Source organism: Vibrio sp. 2CM40D (assembly GCF_023161825.1).
In the GTDB taxonomy this organism is placed as follows: domain Bacteria; phylum Pseudomonadota; class Gammaproteobacteria; order Enterobacterales; family Vibrionaceae; genus Vibrio; species Vibrio alginolyticus.
Genome location: NZ_JALNTL010000006.1, coordinates 207,468 through 227,066 on the forward strand (window position 1 = coordinate 207,468; position 19,599 = coordinate 227,066).

Genomic DNA, 19,599 nt, shown 5'->3' on the forward strand with positions numbered 1-19,599 from the left:
TGAATTTGGTACTATAGTGCTAGAAGTTTTTGATGCTATTTTTTCTAAGATACTGATATTAAATATGGCCAATGAAGAGTAACAAGCAGAGATATCGCAATGGATATAGAAGGGGGACAGCTAAAGTACTGTTAACAAGAGATTGGTATGTTTGTTAAGGCTTAAGTTAGTTTCAAGAAATTATTGAGCCAATAAATAAAGTCCATTGGTTTGCACAAGAGAAAACCACACGGATGTTCTCTTGTACAAAGCAACAAAGGTTATTTTCGGGCAAGCTTATGGTGAGCACGAGAAAAGTGATCGGCACAAAATGCGCCCACGATCGAGAGTTCGCCAGCCAGACAAAGCGCAGCTGCGACTTCGGCTAACGCTTTCGCATTGCCGTTGCCGTGCAAACCCAAAATATCCAAACATGCTTTTTGCGTTGGAAGGCCAGTACCACCACCAACCGTTCCCACCATGATGTTTGGCAAGGTCACGCACGCGTACAAGTTGCCTTGAGCGTCCACATCCATACGAGTGATTCCAATGGCAGACTCTGCAACGCAAGCGGCATCTTGACCACAAGCAATGTACAGCGCGGCAAGCGCGTTTGCGTAATGCGCGTTGACGCCAATTGTCCCGCTGAGTAAACCGCCCACTGTGGTCATTTTGCCAAATTGAACCATAGACTCCGGCGTCGTATGCAGATATTTTTCCACCAACTCAGCAGGAATGGTCACTTCGGCGGATACTTTCTTACCGCGTACCGAGCGCAGTGTGTGTGCGTTTGGTTTTTTGTCGCCTGATAAGTTGCCATCCAAGAATGCTTGAGTTGGTTTGATTGGGCTGGTCGCCAAAATATGATGGAACACTTCGTTTGTTGCGATGGTCACCATGTTTTGTCCGGAAGCGTCACCAGTCACGTATTCAAAGACCAAATAAACATGGTTTCCTTCGATATTTACATTGATGTCTTTGAGTTTGCCATGTGAGGTGGTGGATTCCGCTATTTGACGAAATGCGTCAAACTGGGTCACAACCCAACTGACGAACTGGCCAGCGTCGGCAAGGTTATTAAAGGCGAACACTGGCGTTCGGCTCACCCCTTCACTCAGCAACAATGCGCTCGCGCCACCAGCGGCGGTGATAAGATTTGCGCCACGGTTGTAGGAAGCGACTAACGCGGCTTCTGTCGTTGCGAGCGGAACCAAAAAGTCATCGTTCGCATACAAGCCGTTGACGCGCAAAGGGCCTGCAATGCCGACCGGCACATTAACAGTACCAATGAAGTGCTCGATGTTGTTGGAGTAAGCATCGCAATGTGACTGCGTGAAAGGATCAAGGAGATGATCTTTATTGGTCACGTGTTCCAATACTTGCCAACGGCGCGCCAAATGCTTATCCGACAGGCCAGGGCTTAAGCAGAGACGTTTCTCTGGCTTGTGAAACTTCGGTTCTAATGCCGATTGAATCTTACTGCTGGTTTCGATATCGGAAAGGGCGGAGCTTTGAACAGGGTTATCTTGGTTTAACTTCGGCATACAAACGTTAACTGAAAAATCGAACCAGAGATTGTAGTTATTGAGGCTTTGATTACAACGTTGATTATACGTTTTGCAACAAATACCACTGTGCAAGCGCCTTTATTATCCAAGTGATTTGATATTGGAGCGACGAATTTATCGGACATAAATGGGTTTTGACAATGAATGTTGAGTAAATGGTAGATCCGGGAGGTTATGGCTTTTAGAGAAACTGGCCTGTAGGTGTTTGGATTCGACAAGGTGTAAGCATGAGTGCCTTAAGAGCGGAATGGTTCAATCTATGAAAGGAATAAATTGTCTAACCCAGTCCCTTGGGTCAGACGTTAGTTTGAATCAGTTATTCAAAAACTAGTTGAAGGCGCGAGCCACACGTCCCGCACTTTGAATACGGTAATGGCCAACGTAAGCAGGAACAAATACAGATTGTCCTTTCGCGGCGGTTAACGTCTCACCGTTATCACTGATGAGTGTCAGGTCGGCATCAATCGCCATCAAAATCTCTGCGCTGTTTGCCTCAACCACTTCATTGTTCGGTTGGTTTAGAATGCAGAAGCTAAAGTCTGCCACTGGGACCGGATAAAGGCTTTGGCAACCATCGGCATTGGGTTCTAGAACAAGGCTGTTAAACGGCTTAGGCACAAAGTCTGTGCATTTAACCAGTTCTTCAACATCCATGTGTTTCGGCGTGAGTCCTGCACGCAAAACGTTATCTGAGTTCGCCATGATCTCTAATCCCGTACCTTTAATGTAAGCGTGTGGCGTTCTTGCGCTCAGGAACATCGCTTCGCCAGGTTGCAGCGTGATGACATTCAACAGTAATGGCGCAAACAAGCCGACATCGCCAGGGTATTGAGTGGATAGATCCAAGATGAGCTGGAAAACGTCGCTGTCAGTGCCTTGATCCGATTGACGTGAAGCGTGGGCAAGAAGCTGTTTCAGTGCTCGCTCTTTTGTTTCTCCTTCCATGGTAAGAATGTGCACAAAGAAATCGCGTAAACCTTGTGAGTTGATTTCGCGTTTGAATGTGTCAAGAGGCGCGCGTAGCTCATCGATATCGCAAAGGCCAAATGCCTCAATAATCTCGTCATACGAACGAAAACCGTTCATGGCTTGGTAGCTTGTCAGCGCGTACACCAACTCAGGTTTATGGTTTGGATCCTTGTAGTTACGATGGCTCGCGTTTAGTGGGATCCCAGCACTTTGCTCTTTTTCGAAACCTATTTCGGCATCTTGTTTGCTTGGGTGAACTTGAATCGACAGTGCGTGTTCGGCCGCTAAGATCTTAAACAGAAAGGGCAGGTCGCCAAATTTCGCTGCGGTTTCTGCTGATAAGTAAGCGGGTTGGTTTTGTTTGATCAGTTCAGACAAAGGCAGCGTGTTTTGCTCAACCTGAACTTCAGAGCAGCCGTTTGGGTGAGTACCCATCCATACTTCTGCTTGAGGCTCATTCGTTTCGTTAGAAAAGCCAAACAAATCGTGAATAGAAGAGGTGCTTCCCCAAGCGTAGTTTTGGATTTTGTTGTTCATTTGAAAGAAGCTATGCGATGAAATAGTGTTCAAATTCATGAATTTTTCCCATAGTTAACCCTCCGAACTGAATCGGAAGAAAAATTGAGCAGAGATACGTTAAATAAGGAGGGCGAGCGCGGTTAGGTCACTCGCCAATTGGCCCGAAGGGCGATAAGTCGATTTACAACCGAGGCTTTGGTTCGAGAGGTTTTCGTGATGGCTGCGCTTGCAAAAATGGCAGCAACAAAAGGCCAATGACGGCTGCACAAACTGAAATGGTGATGAAGAAACCCGTCCAATGATACTCTTCAAGAATTAACGCCAGCGGATAGCCAGACAATGCTGCGCCCATGTAGGCGAACAAGCCCACGAATCCTGTTGCCGCGCCGGCAGAGTCTTTGTGAGAGCACTCCGCCGCCGCCATACCGATCAGCATTTGTGGTCCAAAGACAAAGAAGCCGATGGAGAACAATCCCGCTGCTTGGAATGCAAAGTTGGTCAGAGGCATTAGCCAAAGCGCGGAGACAGATAAGAAAATCCCAATCGCGAACAGCAAGTTCATTGGCCCACGGTTACCGCCAAAGAGTTTGTCTGAGCCCCAACCCGCAACCAATGAACCAACAAAACCGCCGATTTCAAACATCGACAGAGCAGCGTTGGCATTAATCAGGCTATAGTGATGCTGCTCGGTCAAGTACAGGTTTCCCCAGTCATTGATTGCGGTTCGGACGATGTAAACCAACACATAACTGAACGCGAGCAGCCAGATGTATTTGTTGTTAAATACGTACGATTTCAGAATTTCGCGGTAGGTGAGGCCACGTCCGTAATTTTCTTGCGCAAGTTCTAGTGCGTCGTTGCGCCATTGGCCGACACTTGGTAAACCCATTGTTGTGGGTTTGTCGCGCAATCGCCAACAAACGAATAGACCGAGTAATACCCCGATGATGCCGGGTAGAATAAAACCTTCACGCCAGCTGTAGTGCAACGTTAAATAGCCCACCAAAATAGGGATCAGCGCGCCACCAACGTTGTGTGCGGTGTTCCAAATGGCCCATAAGAAGCCACGCTCGGAGCGTGAATACCAAGTGGTTAACAGCTTCGAGCATGAAGGCCAGCCCCAGCCTTGGAACCACGCGTTTAAGATCCACAGAGTAATGAAAGCCGCGAGTGAGCTAGAAAAGCCGAACGCGATGTTGACCAGACCTGTCGCAATCAATCCTAATCCCATGAAATAACGAGGATTAGAGCGATCCGAAATCGTGCCAGAAATAAACTTCGAGCAGCCGTAGGTGATGTAGAAAAGCGTACCGATAAGACCCAAATCGCCTTTATCTAAGCCAAGATCGGTAATCATCGCTGGTGCGGCGTAGTTAAAGGTCTTACGGGTAAAGTAGAAACCTGCGTAGCCGATGTACATCCCCAACATAATGTGCAAACGCCAATGGCGGTAACGCTGGTCGATTTGCTCGTTGCTTAGACTCGGTTGAGTAAATTTAGGTGAACGTAAAAATCCAAACATCTTGAGTTACACCTTAGGTAAAGTAATGCTGATTTGTGTGCCGATCACTTGATCGCTGGTGGAGTAGATAACCATTTTTCCACCTAACGCGTGCACACGCTCTTGCATGCCGCGAACGCCCATGCCTTTCATACTGTCCTGAACTTTGAAACCGACACCATCATCGTGAATCATCAATGACACCGCCGTTTCTCCAATTGTCAGTTCAATATTGATCAACTGCGCTTCTGCGTACTTGGCTGCGTTATTTAATGACTCTTGGCATAAACGGAATAGGGTTACTTTGAGTGTGTCACTCAGGCTGGTGTAATCGCCTTGCCAGTTCAGTTGAACAGTTGTTCCGTGATTGGCGAATTCCATCTCTCGCGTCAGTTGCTCGACGGATTCTTTTAAGTCCAAATCATCCAGCATTTTTGGTCTTAGCTTGCTTAACAGTCGCTTAGTGGTGTCGTACACGTTGAGGGAAAGCCCTTCGATCATGTCGGCGCAACCCACGCGTGTTTCAGCGTTGTTCACTCGTTTAATGATGTTGGCTTGTGTGCGGATTGCCGTGATGTTCTGTCCGATTTCGTCATGCAGTTCGCGCGCAATATCGCGTCTTACGGACTCTTCCGCTTTGATAAGCTGGCGAGACAAATTCTGATTGCGTGCAAGTTCGCCGCGCAGTTTGTGATTGAGGTCTTTTTGTTTCTGAACCCCTAAGCCGAGCATAATGCCGGTGATGGTTTGCGCCGAGAGAGATAATAACAAATCGGTGATTTCTAGATTTGATACGCCGCTGCGAGCCGCAATCAGCGCAATGCTGTTGAGCATGGTGGCGAGTAGAGCACCTTGCCAGCCGTAACGCAGAGCAAGCACGATGATTGGAATCGCCATACAAAACGGCGCAAATCGTTTTAGCTCTTCAGGCAAACTGGTTTGCACCAAAATACTGCCGATCAAAAGTAGCGCATAAAGCACGATATGACGCACCTGAAATACAACGGCATTACTTAGTAGGAGAGAGCTAAGCGGAGACCAACGACTTTGGAACAAATAACTCCATAACAAGTAGCACATAGGCACCACGAGCAAGCCTCCAGAAATGCTAGCCAGCCATACCATGTAAACCGAAGGAACGTGAAAACCAACGGCCATCACATTAATAAACGCGCTAATGATAATGACTGCGCTCATCACGGCTAAATGGCGGTTTTGGTCTCCGTAGTAGTATTTTTTCGCAATCAGAGTGACCGGGATACTGGCAATGCTCGCAATCAGCACGGTAAGCCACTGCGGTTGACCCAGTAAGATCGCAAGTGCGATGGAAAGTCCCCACTCCGAAAGGTAAATCGTCGGCCAATAAGCGGTGCGAGTGTGCAGGGCGACACCTAATCTTAAAGCGAAAGGAAACAATAAGATCGCCAGTTCGGGATCATTGACAAAGTAATAGGCAATCACCCATAAGCAGAACCAGGCGCAAGCCATAACAAATAGTCCGCAAATGGTGGTAACAGCGTAAGCTCGCATTAAAAGGACTCTTGAGAAAATAGTTTGGCGAGCTCAACGTTGTTTTTCACGCCGAGTTTGTCGATGGCATTCGCACGATGCACATGCACGGTCTTGTGGCTCAAGCCAAGCTCTGCCGCGACAGACTTTACATCCAAACCGGTCGCAAGTAGCTGACATACCTCGTTTTCACGTTTTGTCAGTTGGCATAGAGAGGTGGTGTTGTCGCTAGGCGTTGCAAGTTTAAGTGCAATATCTGATGTGAGGTAACAGCCGCCAGAAGCACTGGTTCTCACGGCTTGAATAAGTTCGTCTGGGCTACAGCGTTTACTAAGATAGCCTTTTGCACCTAGCTTTAGTGATTTTTCCACCATCGCAGGGGAGTCATGCACGCTAAGCATCACGCAGGCAATGCCAGTTGGTATTTCGCTAAGAAAGTTTAAGCCGCTTTCATCTGGCATGGAGATATCTAGGATGACGACATGAGGGTGTACCGCAGGCAAGCCTTTGCGCGCTTCGGCGACAGAGCCGAATTCACCGACAACGGTAATATCACTTTCTAAATTTAATAATTGTGCGAAACCTGAACGCACGATGACGTGATCATCAACTAGAGCAACATGAATCATTATTACAACCAAATAGAGCAGACGACTAACAACAATAAGCTCCAACAGGAGCCAATAGAAAAACCTTTAATGATACTGAATTGATCAACTCATTTTAATGATCTTGCACGCTTTACCGAAGTAAAGCGCGCAGAGAAGTTAGGCTTGGTTTTGTGCAAGTTGAAGCTTCTTCGCGTGTCGAATCTTCTTCTCTTCCGCGATAGCGACGAAAGCAAGCAAAACAATACAAATCATGGCGGAGGTATCTAGAGCTGCGAAGGTACCTTTCCAACCTGTTAAGCCGAAGATAGGTGTACCGTCTGCAATCATACCGAGACCAAGTTTCGCGAAGCTGTCACCGATTAGGTAAGCGAATGTACCTTTTACTCCGTCAGCTACACTGATTGCTTTTTTAGGGACAAAACCAACCGCGGCAACACCGATAAGAAGTTGCGGACCAAACACCAAGAAGCCCAATACAAATAGAGAGGCTAAGTACATGAACTCGCTAGTGGCGTGTTGGTAGAACTCAAGCGATACGATGATCAAACCAAGAGACACACAAGCAACCAATGCGCGGCGACCGTTTGCTAAGTCAGATAAGTAACCCCACATCAAAGTACCCACAAGCGCACCGACTTCGAATAGAGTAAAGCCAGAGATTGCCGTTTCTTTTGACAGACCAAGTTCTTGGTACGCGTATACCGTTGACCATTGGTCGATACCAATACGCACGATGTAAAGGAAGATGTTGGCAAAGCAAAGTAGCCAGATAACTTTGTTTTTAAGAACGTATTCAACAAAGATTTCTTTTTTGGTCATCTGGTTTTCTTCAGCGGCGGTGTCTTCTTCACTCACTGCTTCATCGAAAAGTTCTTCTACTTTACCTAGACCGTAAGCTTCTGGTGAGTCGCTACCAAAGCGCATACCGATAAAGCCAACGATGATCGCGATGATAGAAGGGAACACGAACATGCCGATTACGTGGCCGTCGAATAGGTAGTTGGCACCGAAAAGAGCAACACCCGCTGCGCCCGCACCACCAACGTTGTGTGACATGTTCCACAAGCCTAGGTAAGAGCCGCGCTTGTTACGAGGTGTCCATTTTGTAATGGTTGAGTAACTAGAAGGGCCACCAGTACTTTGGAAGAAACCACTTAGAGCGTAGAAAGCCACCATCAAGAACAGGCTTGCACTACCGCCGCCCATGCTGAAGCTGAAACCAAGCATTGCAAGACCAGAAAGGATCAGCATAAAAGGGAGGAATTGCTTGGTGTTCTTACCGTCAGCGTAGTAAGACACAACGGTTTTACCGATGCCGTATGTGATGGAGAAGCCAAGGCCAATAAGACCTAGGTCTGTCATGCTCAAACCGTAAGTTGAGATCATGTCGTTTTGCGCGACATTGAAGTTCTTACGAATCAAGTACATGGTTAGGTAGCCGATGAATACGACCAAGTAAGATTGGATGAACGGTTTAAACCACATCTTTCTTCTAACTTCGACAGGAAGATCGAGGGTCGGCTTCCGCACCTGTTCGAGGAATTTTAACATGATGAACTCTCTTGTAATTGTTTTAGAAACACAACGGCGGCCGTTATGCGCTCTTGTTACCTTTGACTGAGCGGAATTCTAGAGAGTGGTTTTGTAAGGCACATGAGATGGTTGCCTAGATCGGCTAGGAAAAATTCCTAGAAATGCCTAGGAAGGCGGAAAAGCGTGAAAAGAGTCACACAAAATCCTTACTAATTTATGGGTTTTTGACAGGGTTCTTATCGGGTTGGAAAGCGTTCAAATGCAAGCAGGTTAATATACGCAAGCTTAGTGCTGACAAGGGGTGAGCACGTTTGGTTGGAGAGAATAGTGTCTTGTCGCTAAGTATCAATTGGGAACGAGAAGCAAACAACAGAGACCCAGAGGTCTCCGTTAGAAATATTATGAATTCGATTAGGTTGACGTGTTAAGGCGCGGGGCTGTATAGACGCGGCGAGCCGTGTTTTGGCAAGTGAATTAGGTTCAAATGGTTTCTTCTTGCCCATTCGACAGTTAACGCTGTAGGCGCAGATAAGCAAACCAGAGTGGGGATACGCGCGCGAACGGCTTTGTGGATCAACTCCAAGCTGCAACGGCTTGTCATGATTGCGAAGCCACTTTGAGGCTCGATGTGATTGTTGGTCAATGCGCCAATCAACTTATCTAGCGCGTTGTGACGGCCGATGTCCTCTCGGCACAACTTGATGTTGCCTTGTAAATCTGCAAATAAAGCGGCGTGTAACGCGCCAGATTCACGTGCGGCTTCTTGATGCAGTGCGACTTTGTCTCGCAGCCCTTCGAATACATCGGAGCGCGGAGGAAGAGACGGTGTTAGCGGTGCCAAATCAGGCAAAGCTTGTTCCAGAGCCTCTACACCACAAATGCCGCATCCGGTTGTGCCGGCAAGATTTCGGCGCTGTGTTTTTAACGCCCAGAAAGCGCGGTTGCTGATTTCCACTTCCGCATAGTGAGATTCGTGATCGCCACCAATTTCAATGTCTTTAATCTCTTTGAAATCGTGGACGATGCCTGTGCTTAGGCTAAATCCTTTCACGAAGTCTTCCAGATGGCCTGGCGTCACCATCATGACCGCTTGGCTAATGCCGTTATAGCTGATAGCTAAGGCGGATTCACTCGCCAGCGACATTTGTTGCACTGGGCGGCCATCAATCAATTCTCGGTAATTGAACGCACTTGGTTGAGGTGGTGCTTGATTGAAATCGGACAGTTCTAAATAAGATTGAGTAGTACATCTCATGAAATCACCTCATAAGCCGTTATGTATGCCAAAAATTGACGTGTGGATTCTTGTTATCGATTGAATATGTTTTTTGCTTCTGCGAAGCACTGATCGGTTAGCGCGGAGAAGGGTTCTTGTTTTCGCTTTAACAAACCTAGAGGGGCGTGAACGGCGGCTTCTTCGATAGGGATAATGCGAAGCGTATCGTTCAACTCTTCCAATCCACAATTCAGCGGCATAATGGCGCAACAAAGGCCACTGGCTACTGCTTGGATCAAGTGAAAGGTGGAGTTACTTTCAATGACGGTTTGCGGAACCAGCCCTTTACTCACAAAGCTAAGATCAATGGAGTGGCGATAGTGCATGCCCTTCGAAAGCAGCCCTAGCGGAATGTTATTGAGTGACTCCCACAACACTTCAGATTCGGCAAAATCAAAATGACGCTCATCGAATAAAACGCCAAGTTTGGTTGAATCTAGTTCGATAACATCGAAGTAAGCGGTGTTGACTTGATCGACATAACACATCCCCAAATCAAGTTGATTGCGATTGAGTTGGTCTATGATCTGTTCGGTCGTCATGGAGAGTATTTGAAAGCGTAACTCAGGGAACTGTTGAGCTAATGGTTTGAGCAATTGCATCGGGTTTTGGCTGGCGAGTGGCACCATTCCAAGCCGAAGAGAGCCTACCAACTGACCACGGCAGTTGGCGGCTTCGGCTTGCAATCCATCATGAGCTGCTAAGACGGTTTTTGCCCAAGCTAAAATGCGTTCTCCGGCTTCAGTAAATCCTTCAAATCTTTGACTTCTTTGGATTAATTCGAGATCGAGTTCTTCCTCTAAGCTTCGGATTCTCATGGACAAAGTAGGCTGCGTAATGTGGCACAATGCGGCGGCTTGACCAAAGTGTTTGGTCTGTTCAAGTGCGATGAGATATTTAAGTTGTTTGATATCCATAATGGCTTGTTAACCTTGCGTTGTGAGTCACATGTACGGGGGAACTCCCTAAAAAGGGCACAGCACTACCGTACTTTTTAAGCGCTGGAGCGTTTTAACTGGGGAATGAAAAACCAAAACCAAGTCAAGAATAAAACCACACTCAAAATTGATCTGAATCAAGGCTATTCCTGATATTAATTAGGGTCAAATTTAAAGTATCTATAGTGTGATAGATATTATCTATTATCAAGAGTAGCGATTTTATTGAGTTCGTTAAGCGAACTAGGCGGAATCGAATAGAAAAACGATTAACCTCATAAATTGTATTGATTAAAAATGTGATGACCGTCAGTGGAAAAATTCGTCATAGACTTTGTTTATCACTCGGTCAGGATTATCAATTGGACGCATATTGAATATCGACTTAATCTTTGATTTAGATCAAGACGCAACAATGCGAATTGAATCTACCAGTCTTAGAAACAGTAGGCGGGTATCCGATATCAAGAATCTAGATAAGTAAACGCTCGGACAAGCGAGAGCGTGTTGAGTGGTTACTTATTTGGATTAAAAAATACATGGATTAGAAACTAAGCCCTTCAATACTTCCGCATTATCTCAATAAATAACGCGCTTGTTTTCACGGGCACCCTGCTTGCTGGTATATCTGCGAGGAGTAAAGTCGTGAGCCAAAAAGAACAAATAAAAGCATACAAAGGTCCAGCTGGTGGTTGGGGTGCACTGAAAGCCGTAACCAGAAGTTGGTGGGGCAGTGAAAATGCAGTTAAAAACATTCGCACTATGCTCAAAACCAACCAAAATGGCGGTTTCGACTGTCCGGGATGTGCATGGGGCGAGTCGCCAGATAGTGGTAAAGTCAATTTCTGTGAGAATGGCGCGAAAGCGGTAAACTGGGAGGCAACCAATCGTCTGGTTGATCCTGAGTTTTTTGCCAATCACAGCGTTTCTTCTCTCTCAACGCAAACCGATTACTGGTTGGAATACCAAGGCCGTATCACACACCCAATGCGATACGATGCCGAATCCGACCACTATGTGCCTGTCTCTTGGGATGAGGCTTTTTCTCTTGTGGCTAAACATCTCAACCAATTGGATTCACCGCACCAAGCGGAGTTTTATACCTCTGGTCGTGCAAGCAACGAAGCGGCGTTTTTGTATCAGCTATTTGTCCGCGCATTCGGTACCAACAACTTCCCAGATTGTTCCAACATGTGTCACGAAGCCAGTGCAATCGGGATGAAAGACACCATTGGCGTTGGTAAAGGCACAGTGATCTTTGATGATTTTGAAGAAGCTGATGCGATTTTCGTGATTGGTCAAAACCCGGGCACGAATCACCCACGAATGCTTGAACCTCTGCGCGAAGCGGTAAAACGTGGTGCTCAGGTTATCTGTCTAAACCCGCTGAAAGAGCGCGGATTAGAGCGTTTCCAAAACCCACAAATGCCGATAGAGATGTTGAGTAACGGCTCAGAACCTACAAACACGGCGTACCTGCGTCCTGCTTTGGGCGGAGACATGGCAGTGTTTCGTGGCATCGCGAAATTCTTGTTGCAATGGGAACGCGAGGCATTGCAAAACGGTGGCAAAGCGGTATTTGACCGTGAATTCATCAAACAACACACGATAGGTATTGATGAGTATTTGGCTGAAGTGGACGCAACCTCTTGGGAACACATCGCGGAACAATCGGGTCTTGATTTAAGTGAAATCGAGATGGTGGCGAGCATGTATCGACGTGCAGAACGTGTGATCATGTGTTGGGCGATGGGGTTGACTCAGCATCGTCACTCTGTACCAACCATTAAAGAAGTCGCAAACGTGCAAATGTTACGAGGTAACGTTGGTAAGCCGGGCGCGGGTCTTTCACCAGTGCGTGGTCACAGTAACGTTCAGGGCGACCGTACGATGGGCATTGATGAAAAACCTTCAGATCTGTTGTTAGATCGCATCGAAAGTCGATTTGCCTTTGCCGTCCCGCGTGGTGAAGGCCACAACACTGTGCAAGCCATTAAAGCAATGGAAGAAGGGCAAGCGAAAGTATTTATCGGTTTGGGCGGTAACTTTGCACAAGCAACGCCAGACACAGAACGTACGCACAACGCGATGCGAAACTGTAATTTAACCGTACACATTTCGACGAAGTTAAATCGTTCTCACCTTGTCACAGGTAAAGATGCGCTTATTCTTCCGTGCTTAGGCCGTACCGAGATTGATCAGCAAGCGACGGGCCCACAAGGTGTGACGGTTGAAGATACTTTCAGCATGGTACATATCTCATTTGGTCAGCTAAAACCGCGTTCGGAGCATTTGCGTTCAGAACCAGCGATTATTGCCGGTATTGCCAATGCTACACTCGGGGCAAAACCAATTGATTGGTTGTGGGCGATTGAAGATTACGACCGTATTCGCGATTTGATTGCCGACACGATTCCGGGCTTTACCGACTTTAACCATAAGCTTAAACACCCGGGTGGATTCCACTTGGTAAACCCAGCTGCTGAGCGTCGATGGAACACACCAAGCGGCAAAGCGCAGTTCAGCTCTAGCGAGTTGCCGAAGCAGTTGATCAGCGAAGCGATACTCGAAAAAGGCCAAAAGCCAGATTTGATTTTGCAAACCATGCGCTCACATGACCAATACAATACGACACTTTACGGCTTGAATGACCGTTATCGTGGAGTATTTGGTATGCGCGAAGTGCTGTTTATCAATGAAGCGGATATTCGTAAACACGGTTTTGAACCAGGCGACAAAGTGGACATGGTGTCATTATGGGAAGATGGCGTAGAGCGTCGCGTAAGCGGATTTACGCTTGTTGCCTATGATGTGCCAGCAGGTCAGGCGGCGGCTTACTATCCAGAAACGAACCCATTGGTTCCTTTAGATAGTTATGGGGATAGAACGTTTACGCCAACCTCTAAGTTTATTGCGATAAAATTGGAAAAATCGACATCCGATAAGATCGCTTTGGTGGAAGCGGAATAGTGACCAAACCGGCACAACGACATTTCCGATAAGCAAACGGCTGATATTAATTATCAGCCGTTTTTAATTGCGCTCAGTCTGCATTTAGTGCGCATAGCTTGTGTATAATGTTAATGACATTATGCTGCTCGATAATAGACAGATAAGGCCGATTTGAATCTAATTTCAAGTAGTAAAACTAATAAGAAGATGCTTATGACCTTGAAAAATATAATTAAATTAACAATCAGTCACTTAGTGGCAGTTTCTATTGGCATTGCGATAGGTATCTATACTTTACCGATCCTTATTGCACCACCTGCGCCGACCGATGAACAAGTTGCTAAGAGCAAGCAAGGTGCAGAATACAGCGCAGTGTTTAAGAGGGAACTCAAAGGTAGCGATGCTTTTCATTGGGGAGAGGGAGAGATTCATTTGAGTTCTGAAGTCATTACGTTGGTAGGAAAACTCGCTCCCGGACCAGACTATAAACTCTATCTATCTCCTAAGTTTGTCGAAACGGAACAAGAGTTTAATGACCTTAAATCTGAGATGAGCTTAATTGGTGATGTCAAAACGTTCGATAACTTCGTTGTTGAGGTTCCTCAAAGCACTTCAATTTCTGAATACAATACGGTTGTTGTATGGTGCGAGACATTCGGTGAGTTCATTACTTCGGCAAAGTATCAATAAACCTTAGCAGTAGAGTGAAAGGCTTTTCTTTTCACTTTACGCTAGGATGTTGTTTCGCATAATTAAGAGGCAAAGACTCTTAAACATTCTAAATTTAAGAGCCTTTGTTTAGAGTTATTGACAGAACCATTCGACTTGTAAGTCGTTTGCACCTTTCAGGCTACGTTCTGGAAAAACAAGATTTCGAACTATTTAGAGTTATTCTCTGTTTGGCTTGTTTCGTTCGATGACGCTAATCGCAATGGCTAAAAATAGAATATCTTTTACTAAAAAGAAGTTTGTCACCAAAACCCCATCAGACACTTTCCATGTATTCGGTGTCGTAATTAGAAAGCTGAGTGTCGCAAGAAAAATAATTGCGGCGGCTATGCCAGAAAAATAAGCGACTCGTGTGCTTTTAAGGCCAACGATTAATCCAATAGCGACAATGATTTCTGTTGCGCCAATGATGTTTGATACGGCTTGAACTGACATCACATCATACAACCAACTCATCAGAAAATGATTTTCAACGAGCGGTTGTATAAGCTTAGCCTCTGTAGGTGTGAATTTATAAATACCAATCCATATTAGAACTAAAGAAACGCCGAAAACTCCGATAAGATATCCAATTGAGTCACATTGATGATGGCTTTTTACGTTTTGCATAATTAACTACATTCTCCTGTTTGTTAGCGCTTCCAACAAGACCTATAAGGTTGGTAGAAAATTTCATAGGTTTTTTTTCGCTCAAACAACAGATATTAAAAATCACGTGATACAGAATTACGTGTTTGATAGAACTTAAGGATATTTCGTGGAAGTTAAAATTTTTCAGGTTGACTCGTTTACATCAGAGGTTTTCAAAGGTAATCCCGCGGGTGTTTGTATCACAGAGTCAAGCCTTGATGAGGAAACGATGTTGGCCATCGCGGCCGAGATGTCGTTATCTGAAACGGCATTTCTGTCACTCAGTACGATGCAACTTCGTTGGTTTACACCGAGGACGGAAGTTGCTTTGTGTGGACACGGCACACTTGCAACGGCGCACGTTCTGAAAGAGCAGGGGTTATATAATACTGGAGATACGATTGAGTTCGTTACGCTATCTGGGGTTTTAACTGCACAACTCGATCATGAAGAAATTCATTTGGTGTTTCCTGTTCCAACTTTAGATATGCGAGCTAGTATTAACAAAGACTTACTTCATGGTTTGGGGCTAGATGCCGCCAATGTAGTCGCCTACGGTCAGTTTGATAATAAGCAGTTGGTCGTCATTAATGATGAATTTGTGCTTGAACAACTCGACCCTGATTTTGGTGCGCTGCTTAAACAAAAAGGCCGTGGCGTCGTCATCACTGCTCAATCAAGCACTGACGCCGATTTTGTCTCTCGATACTTCGCGCCTTGGGTAGGTGTTAATGAGGACCCAGTTACAGGCTCTGCACATTGCGCTTTATGTGTTTACTGGGCTAAAGAGCTCAACAAAAAGCAACTGAAAGGCTTCCAAACCTCCAAGAGAAGTGGGGTCGTCCATACAGAGTTGTTAAGCACTGAGCACGTTAAGCTTTCTGGAAATGCAGTAACGATATTGCGAGGATATATGAGAATCGCGTAGCGGTCCTTGTGGGAATGATTTTATTTTCGTGTTACCCGATGCTCAATAGTGAAGACGCTTGAATGCTGCTTATTTAAGTGGCTGATTTTTTTTGTAAAAACACCCCTGGCACGGTGGTGTATAACGATTGGAGAGTTATATGAAAACTATCGGTCTTCTAGGTGGTATGAGCTGGGAGTCGACGCTTAGTTATTACAAATTGATCAACGAAGGAGTCAAAGAGGCGTTAGGCGGCCTAAATTCCGCAAAAATTTGTATGTATAGCGTGAATTTTTCGGAGATAGAGAAACTTCAACATCAAGGTAAATGGGAAGAAACGGCAAGCATTCTATCTGATGCTGCATCTTCAATAGAAAAAGGGGGCGCTGACTTCATTCTTATTTGTACTAACACAATGCACAAAGTTGCGCCTCAAATTGAAGCCAGTATTAATATCCCCATACTACATATCGCAGACGCGACTGCTGAGTTACTTCGTGAGAAAGGGGTTCAAAAGGTCGGACTCCTTGGTACTCAATTCACAATGGAGCAAGACTTTTATAAAGGAAGGCTTTCAGACCTCTATGGGCTTGATGTCATCATTCCCGATCAAGACGACCGCTCTAAAGTACATAACATTATTTATAAAGAGTTATGCCAAGGTGAAATCAAAGAGGAGTCAAGGACGATATACTTGCAAATTATTGAAAAACTAAAAGAGCAGGGAGCTGAAGCTGTGATTCTCGGGTGTACTGAAATTGCCTTACTTGTAAACCAAAGTCACACCGATGTTACACTACTCGATACCACTTCTATCCATGCTCAAGCAGCAGTCCGTTTGGCAATTGAAGGTGAATGATCTACGCTTTCTTTCCTGCAAAAAAAGAGAAAACCAAGCACGTGGTTTTCTCTTTTTTATTATCAAGTTATAAGCGAGCAAATTTGAGAGTTCTGTATCCACCAATCAAGTTGCGGGCTTTGTAACCATTGTTGACCAGCTGACGGTATGCTACGTTACCGCGTAACCCAACTTGACAGTAAATCACGATCTCTTTGTCTTTAGGAAGTTCGTGCATGCGACGACGTAGTTGATCGACAGGAATATTAACTGCACCTTCAAGATAACCAACGGACTCCAATTCACCAGGATTACGAACATCAAGTAACAGTTGGTCTTCTGTCAGTGAATCCATTTCATCATAATGAATCGCGGCCGCATCGCCTTTGATTATGTTATTTGCCACAAACGCCGCTTGGTTAATTACATCTTTAGCAGAGCCATAAGGTGGCGCGTAAGTTAGCTCGAGGTGTTGCAGTTGCTCTACCGTCATACCAGCACGCTGAGCAACTGCCATTACGTCGATACGTTTATCAACACCGTCTTTACCTACTGCTTGCGCACCTAATATTTTACCTGTTACTGGATCAAACAGCATTTTGAATGACACGGTTTCTGCACCTGGGTAGTAACTCGCGTGACTTGCTGTATGCACATACACTTTTTCATAAGCGATGTTTTCACGTTTCAGCTGTTTCTCGTTTTTACCAGTAGAAGCGACGGCTAAATCAAAAATCTTACAGATCGCCGTGCCTTGCGTACCTTGGTAAGTTTCTTGGCGGCCAAGCATGTTGTCTGCTGCCATTCGGCCTTGGCGGTTTGCCGGGCCCGCAAGTGGCACTAGAGTTTGCTCGCCAGTCACAAAGTCTTTCTCTTCTACCGCGTCGCCGACAGCGTAGATCGAAGGATCGCTGGTTTGCATGTATTCATTGGTATAAATACCACCAAGAGCGCCGATTTCTAAGCCAGCTTCTTTTGCTAATTTGGTCTCGGGGCGAACACCAATTGCCATAATCAAAATATCGGTGGTGAGTCTTTCACCGTTGTTTAGTGTTAATTCCAATTCACCTTCTAGATGTTGGTGTTTTTCGCTCTCACCAGAGTCGAAACTTGCCACGTGCTCGTTAGGTACGAATTTCACCGACTCAAGTGCGACGCCAAGTTTAAGGTCGATGCCTTTCTCACGAATTTCAGCATGTGCGAAGCCAGCCATTTCACGGTCAACGGGCGTCATCACTTGATCCGCCATTTCAACTAATGTGGTTTTTATGCCTAGCTGGTGGAAGGCTTCCATCATTTCCAAACCGATAAAACCACCACCAACGACCGTAGCGTGTTCAACTTTGTTGGTTTCGATCGTTTTAATGATGCGATCCATATCTGGAATATTGCGCAGCGAGTGTGTTAACGGGTTATCAATACCCGGAATAGGCGGCACAACTGGACCTGCGCCAGGGCTAAGTAGAAGAAAGTCGTAGCTCTCTTGGTATTCCGAGCCATCAAGCAAATTGTTAACCGTAACCGTTTTGTCTTGACGGTTAATAGAAACCACTTCGTTCATCACACGGACATCAACATTGAAACGCGCTAGAAAGCTCTCAGGCGTTTGAAGAAGCAGTTTGCTGCGCTCTTGGATATCGCCACCAATGTGATAGGGTAAGCCACAGTTTGCAAATGACACAAATGGACCGCGTTCAAACATAATGATTTCTGCGTCTTCACTAAGACGACGAGCGCGAGCTGCTGCAGATGCACCGCCAGCAACCCCACCAATAATCACGATTTTGCTCATGGATTTCTCCTGCTGAATGATCGAAAACGCCTACACCTTACTTAAATAAATTAGCTAAGTCTAATGTTATTTAATCTACATTAGCATTGACTTAATAATATTAATTAGTAATATCTAATAAAATGTAATGTAGTAATGAAGAGGCATAAGAATGGGCGACAGTATGCTACAAAGTGCGACCGAAGCGAGTGAGCTGCTTAAAATTATGGCTCATCCAGAGCGCCTAATCGTGATGTGTAAGCTGATTGAAGGCGAGAAAGGGGTCGGTGAACTTTTTGAAGGTTCATCATTAAGCCAATCTGCTTTTTCACAACATCTCACCGTATTGAGAAAGCACGACATTATTAAAGCTAGAAAAGTTTCTCAGCAGGTATTTTATTCAATTTCTGATGAAAGAGTTGGTCCGCTGGTTGAGGCCTTTAAGCAAGTTTTCTGTAAGTAATTAGTTTGGCGGTTGCTATGTTTGAAGTTCCTTGGATGTCGCTGTTGGGCGGCATAATAGTTGGCGTATCAGCGATAACACTGATGCTATTTACTGGCAAGACTGCTGGGATCAGTGGGATCTTAAACGGTGCCGTTGAGAACGCAGATCGCGTTTGGCGCATTGTTTTTTTAATTGCGATGGTATTAGGTGGCGTGTTTGCTGTTTATGTTCTTGGCGGGCATGTACCAGAACAGTACAGCGGTTCTGTTGTTTTAGTTATCGTTGCTGGCTTGTTAGTCGGTGTCGGTACGCGTATCGGCAATGGTTGTACTAGTGGTCATGGCATTTGTGGGATAGGGCGTTTCTCAATCCGTTCTGTGGTCGCGACGTGTACTTTTATGGCCACAGCCATGTTAACCGTCTTGCTAGTATCGTGAGGAATAGTGCCGTTATGAAAACTCACGTAATGAAAAGTATTAAGCAAATGTCCGTTGTTGCATTTTCTGGTGTGCTCTTTGGTATTGGTATGGTGGTCTCTGGTATGGCAGATCCGGCAAAAGTGATCGGCTTTCTTGATATTACCGGTTCATGGGACCCAAGCTTAGCCTTCGTTATGGGCGGAGCACTTGTTGTGTTCGTTCCTGCTTATCTTTTATTAATAAAGCCAAGAAGCGAATCTGTGTTTGGTGATGAGGTTGTCTGTCCGACTTCTAAAACGATAGACAAAAAGTTAGTCGGTGGTGCAGCACTGTTTGGTATTGGTTGGGGCTTACTGGGTGTGTGTCCTGGTCCTGCGGTTGCCAGCCTTTTTACTGGCAACACACAAGTTCTGCTCTTTATAGCGGCAATGTTGGTTGGGTCATTCACCGCTAAAAGAGTGGTTCGTCAATAAAGAAAGTACTTCAACGTTAAAAAGAGTACTTA

Annotated in this window: 17 protein-coding genes; 7 read left to right on the forward strand and 10 right to left on the reverse strand. The window is 45.6% G+C overall.

Features of this window, described 5'->3' with window-relative positions:
- Positions 1-260 precede the first annotated feature (260 nt).
- From MTF70_RS15780 to MTF70_RS15815, 8 genes are all read right to left on the reverse strand, one after another.
- Positions 261-1,523: a hydroxymethylglutaryl-CoA reductase gene (locus MTF70_RS15780; RefSeq protein WP_047101062.1), complete on the reverse strand. Its 1,263-nt coding sequence runs from the start codon at positions 1,521-1,523 to the stop codon at positions 261-263.
- 351 nt (positions 1,524-1,874) lie between these two features.
- Positions 1,875-3,092 (reverse strand): mannose-6-phosphate isomerase, class I, encoded by a 1,218-nt coding sequence (manA, locus tag MTF70_RS15785; protein WP_213961089.1) that lies wholly within the window; start codon positions 3,090-3,092, stop codon positions 1,875-1,877.
- 124 nt (positions 3,093-3,216) lie between these two features.
- The gene (locus tag MTF70_RS15790) at positions 3,217-4,557 is read right to left on the reverse strand and encodes an MFS transporter (protein ID WP_005480243.1); all 1,341 of its coding nucleotides are present in this window, start codon (positions 4,555-4,557) and stop codon (positions 3,217-3,219) included.
- Between the two features lie 6 nt (positions 4,558-4,563).
- Positions 4,564-6,066: a signal transduction histidine-protein kinase/phosphatase UhpB gene (gene uhpB, locus MTF70_RS15795; protein WP_205461018.1), complete on the reverse strand. Its 1,503-nt coding sequence runs from the start codon at positions 6,064-6,066 to the stop codon at positions 4,564-4,566.
- On the reverse strand, positions 6,066-6,674 hold the full coding sequence (uhpA, locus tag MTF70_RS15800; RefSeq protein WP_005376090.1) for a transcriptional regulator UhpA: 609 nt from the start codon (positions 6,672-6,674) through the stop codon (positions 6,066-6,068). The genes uhpB and uhpA overlap by 1 nt, the downstream gene beginning before the upstream one ends.
- Positions 6,675-6,812: 138 nt before the next feature.
- Positions 6,813-8,207 (reverse strand): hexose-6-phosphate:phosphate antiporter, encoded by a 1,395-nt coding sequence (uhpT, locus tag MTF70_RS15805; protein WP_021707729.1) that lies wholly within the window; start codon positions 8,205-8,207, stop codon positions 6,813-6,815.
- A 406-nt stretch (positions 8,208-8,613) separates the two neighbouring features.
- Positions 8,614-9,444, reverse strand: a complete 831-nt coding sequence (gene fdhD, locus MTF70_RS15810; protein ID WP_053349912.1) for a formate dehydrogenase accessory sulfurtransferase FdhD — start codon at positions 9,442-9,444, stop codon at positions 8,614-8,616.
- A gap of 53 nt (positions 9,445-9,497) precedes the next feature.
- On the reverse strand, positions 9,498-10,382 hold the full coding sequence (locus tag MTF70_RS15815) for a LysR family transcriptional regulator (protein ID WP_017820178.1): 885 nt from the start codon (positions 10,380-10,382) through the stop codon (positions 9,498-9,500).
- A 666-nt stretch (positions 10,383-11,048) separates the two neighbouring features.
- Here MTF70_RS15815 and MTF70_RS15820 point away from each other — a divergent pair.
- Entirely contained in the window at positions 11,049-13,373 is a 2,325-nt protein-coding gene (locus tag MTF70_RS15820) for an FdhF/YdeP family oxidoreductase (protein WP_205461021.1), read from the forward strand.
- 195 nt (positions 13,374-13,568) lie between these two features.
- Positions 13,569-14,045, forward strand: coding sequence for a DM13 domain-containing protein (locus MTF70_RS15825; RefSeq protein WP_005376099.1), 477 nt, complete (start codon positions 13,569-13,571; stop codon positions 14,043-14,045).
- 198 nt (positions 14,046-14,243) lie between these two features.
- Here the strand turns inward: MTF70_RS15825 and MTF70_RS15830 are convergent, their stop codons facing one another.
- A complete protein-coding gene (locus MTF70_RS15830) occupies positions 14,244-14,693 on the reverse strand; it encodes a YkgB family protein (RefSeq protein WP_205461022.1) in 450 nt (149 codons plus the stop codon).
- Positions 14,694-14,841: 148 nt separating this feature from the next.
- Here MTF70_RS15830 and MTF70_RS15835 point away from each other — a divergent pair, with 148 nt between their 5' ends.
- A complete protein-coding gene (locus tag MTF70_RS15835) occupies positions 14,842-15,642 on the forward strand; it encodes a PhzF family phenazine biosynthesis isomerase (protein WP_167416018.1) in 801 nt (266 codons plus the stop codon).
- Positions 15,643-15,781: 139 nt separating this feature from the next.
- Entirely contained in the window at positions 15,782-16,480 is a 699-nt protein-coding gene (locus MTF70_RS15840; RefSeq protein WP_176311566.1) for an aspartate/glutamate racemase family protein, read from the forward strand.
- A gap of 67 nt (positions 16,481-16,547) precedes the next feature.
- On the opposite strand, the gene MTF70_RS15845 is transcribed toward MTF70_RS15840, so the two are convergent.
- Positions 16,548-18,251 (reverse strand): FAD-dependent oxidoreductase, encoded by a 1,704-nt coding sequence (locus MTF70_RS15845; protein ID WP_205461024.1) that lies wholly within the window; start codon positions 18,249-18,251, stop codon positions 16,548-16,550.
- A gap of 151 nt (positions 18,252-18,402) precedes the next feature.
- Between MTF70_RS15845 and MTF70_RS15850 the strand changes: the two genes are divergently transcribed.
- From MTF70_RS15850 to MTF70_RS15860, 3 genes are read left to right on the forward strand one after another with little or no spacing between them, the layout of a single operon-like run.
- The gene (locus MTF70_RS15850) at positions 18,403-18,693 is read left to right on the forward strand and encodes a metalloregulator ArsR/SmtB family transcription factor (RefSeq protein ID WP_005376206.1); all 291 of its coding nucleotides are present in this window, start codon (positions 18,403-18,405) and stop codon (positions 18,691-18,693) included.
- 17 nt (positions 18,694-18,710) lie between these two features.
- Entirely contained in the window at positions 18,711-19,112 is a 402-nt protein-coding gene (locus tag MTF70_RS15855) for a YeeE/YedE thiosulfate transporter family protein (protein ID WP_005376208.1), read from the forward strand.
- A 14-nt stretch (positions 19,113-19,126) separates the two neighbouring features.
- Complete coding sequence (locus tag MTF70_RS15860) at positions 19,127-19,567, forward strand: YeeE/YedE family protein (protein WP_017820171.1); 441 nt, start codon at positions 19,127-19,129, stop codon at positions 19,565-19,567.
- The last annotated feature ends 32 nt before the right edge of the window (positions 19,568-19,599 follow it).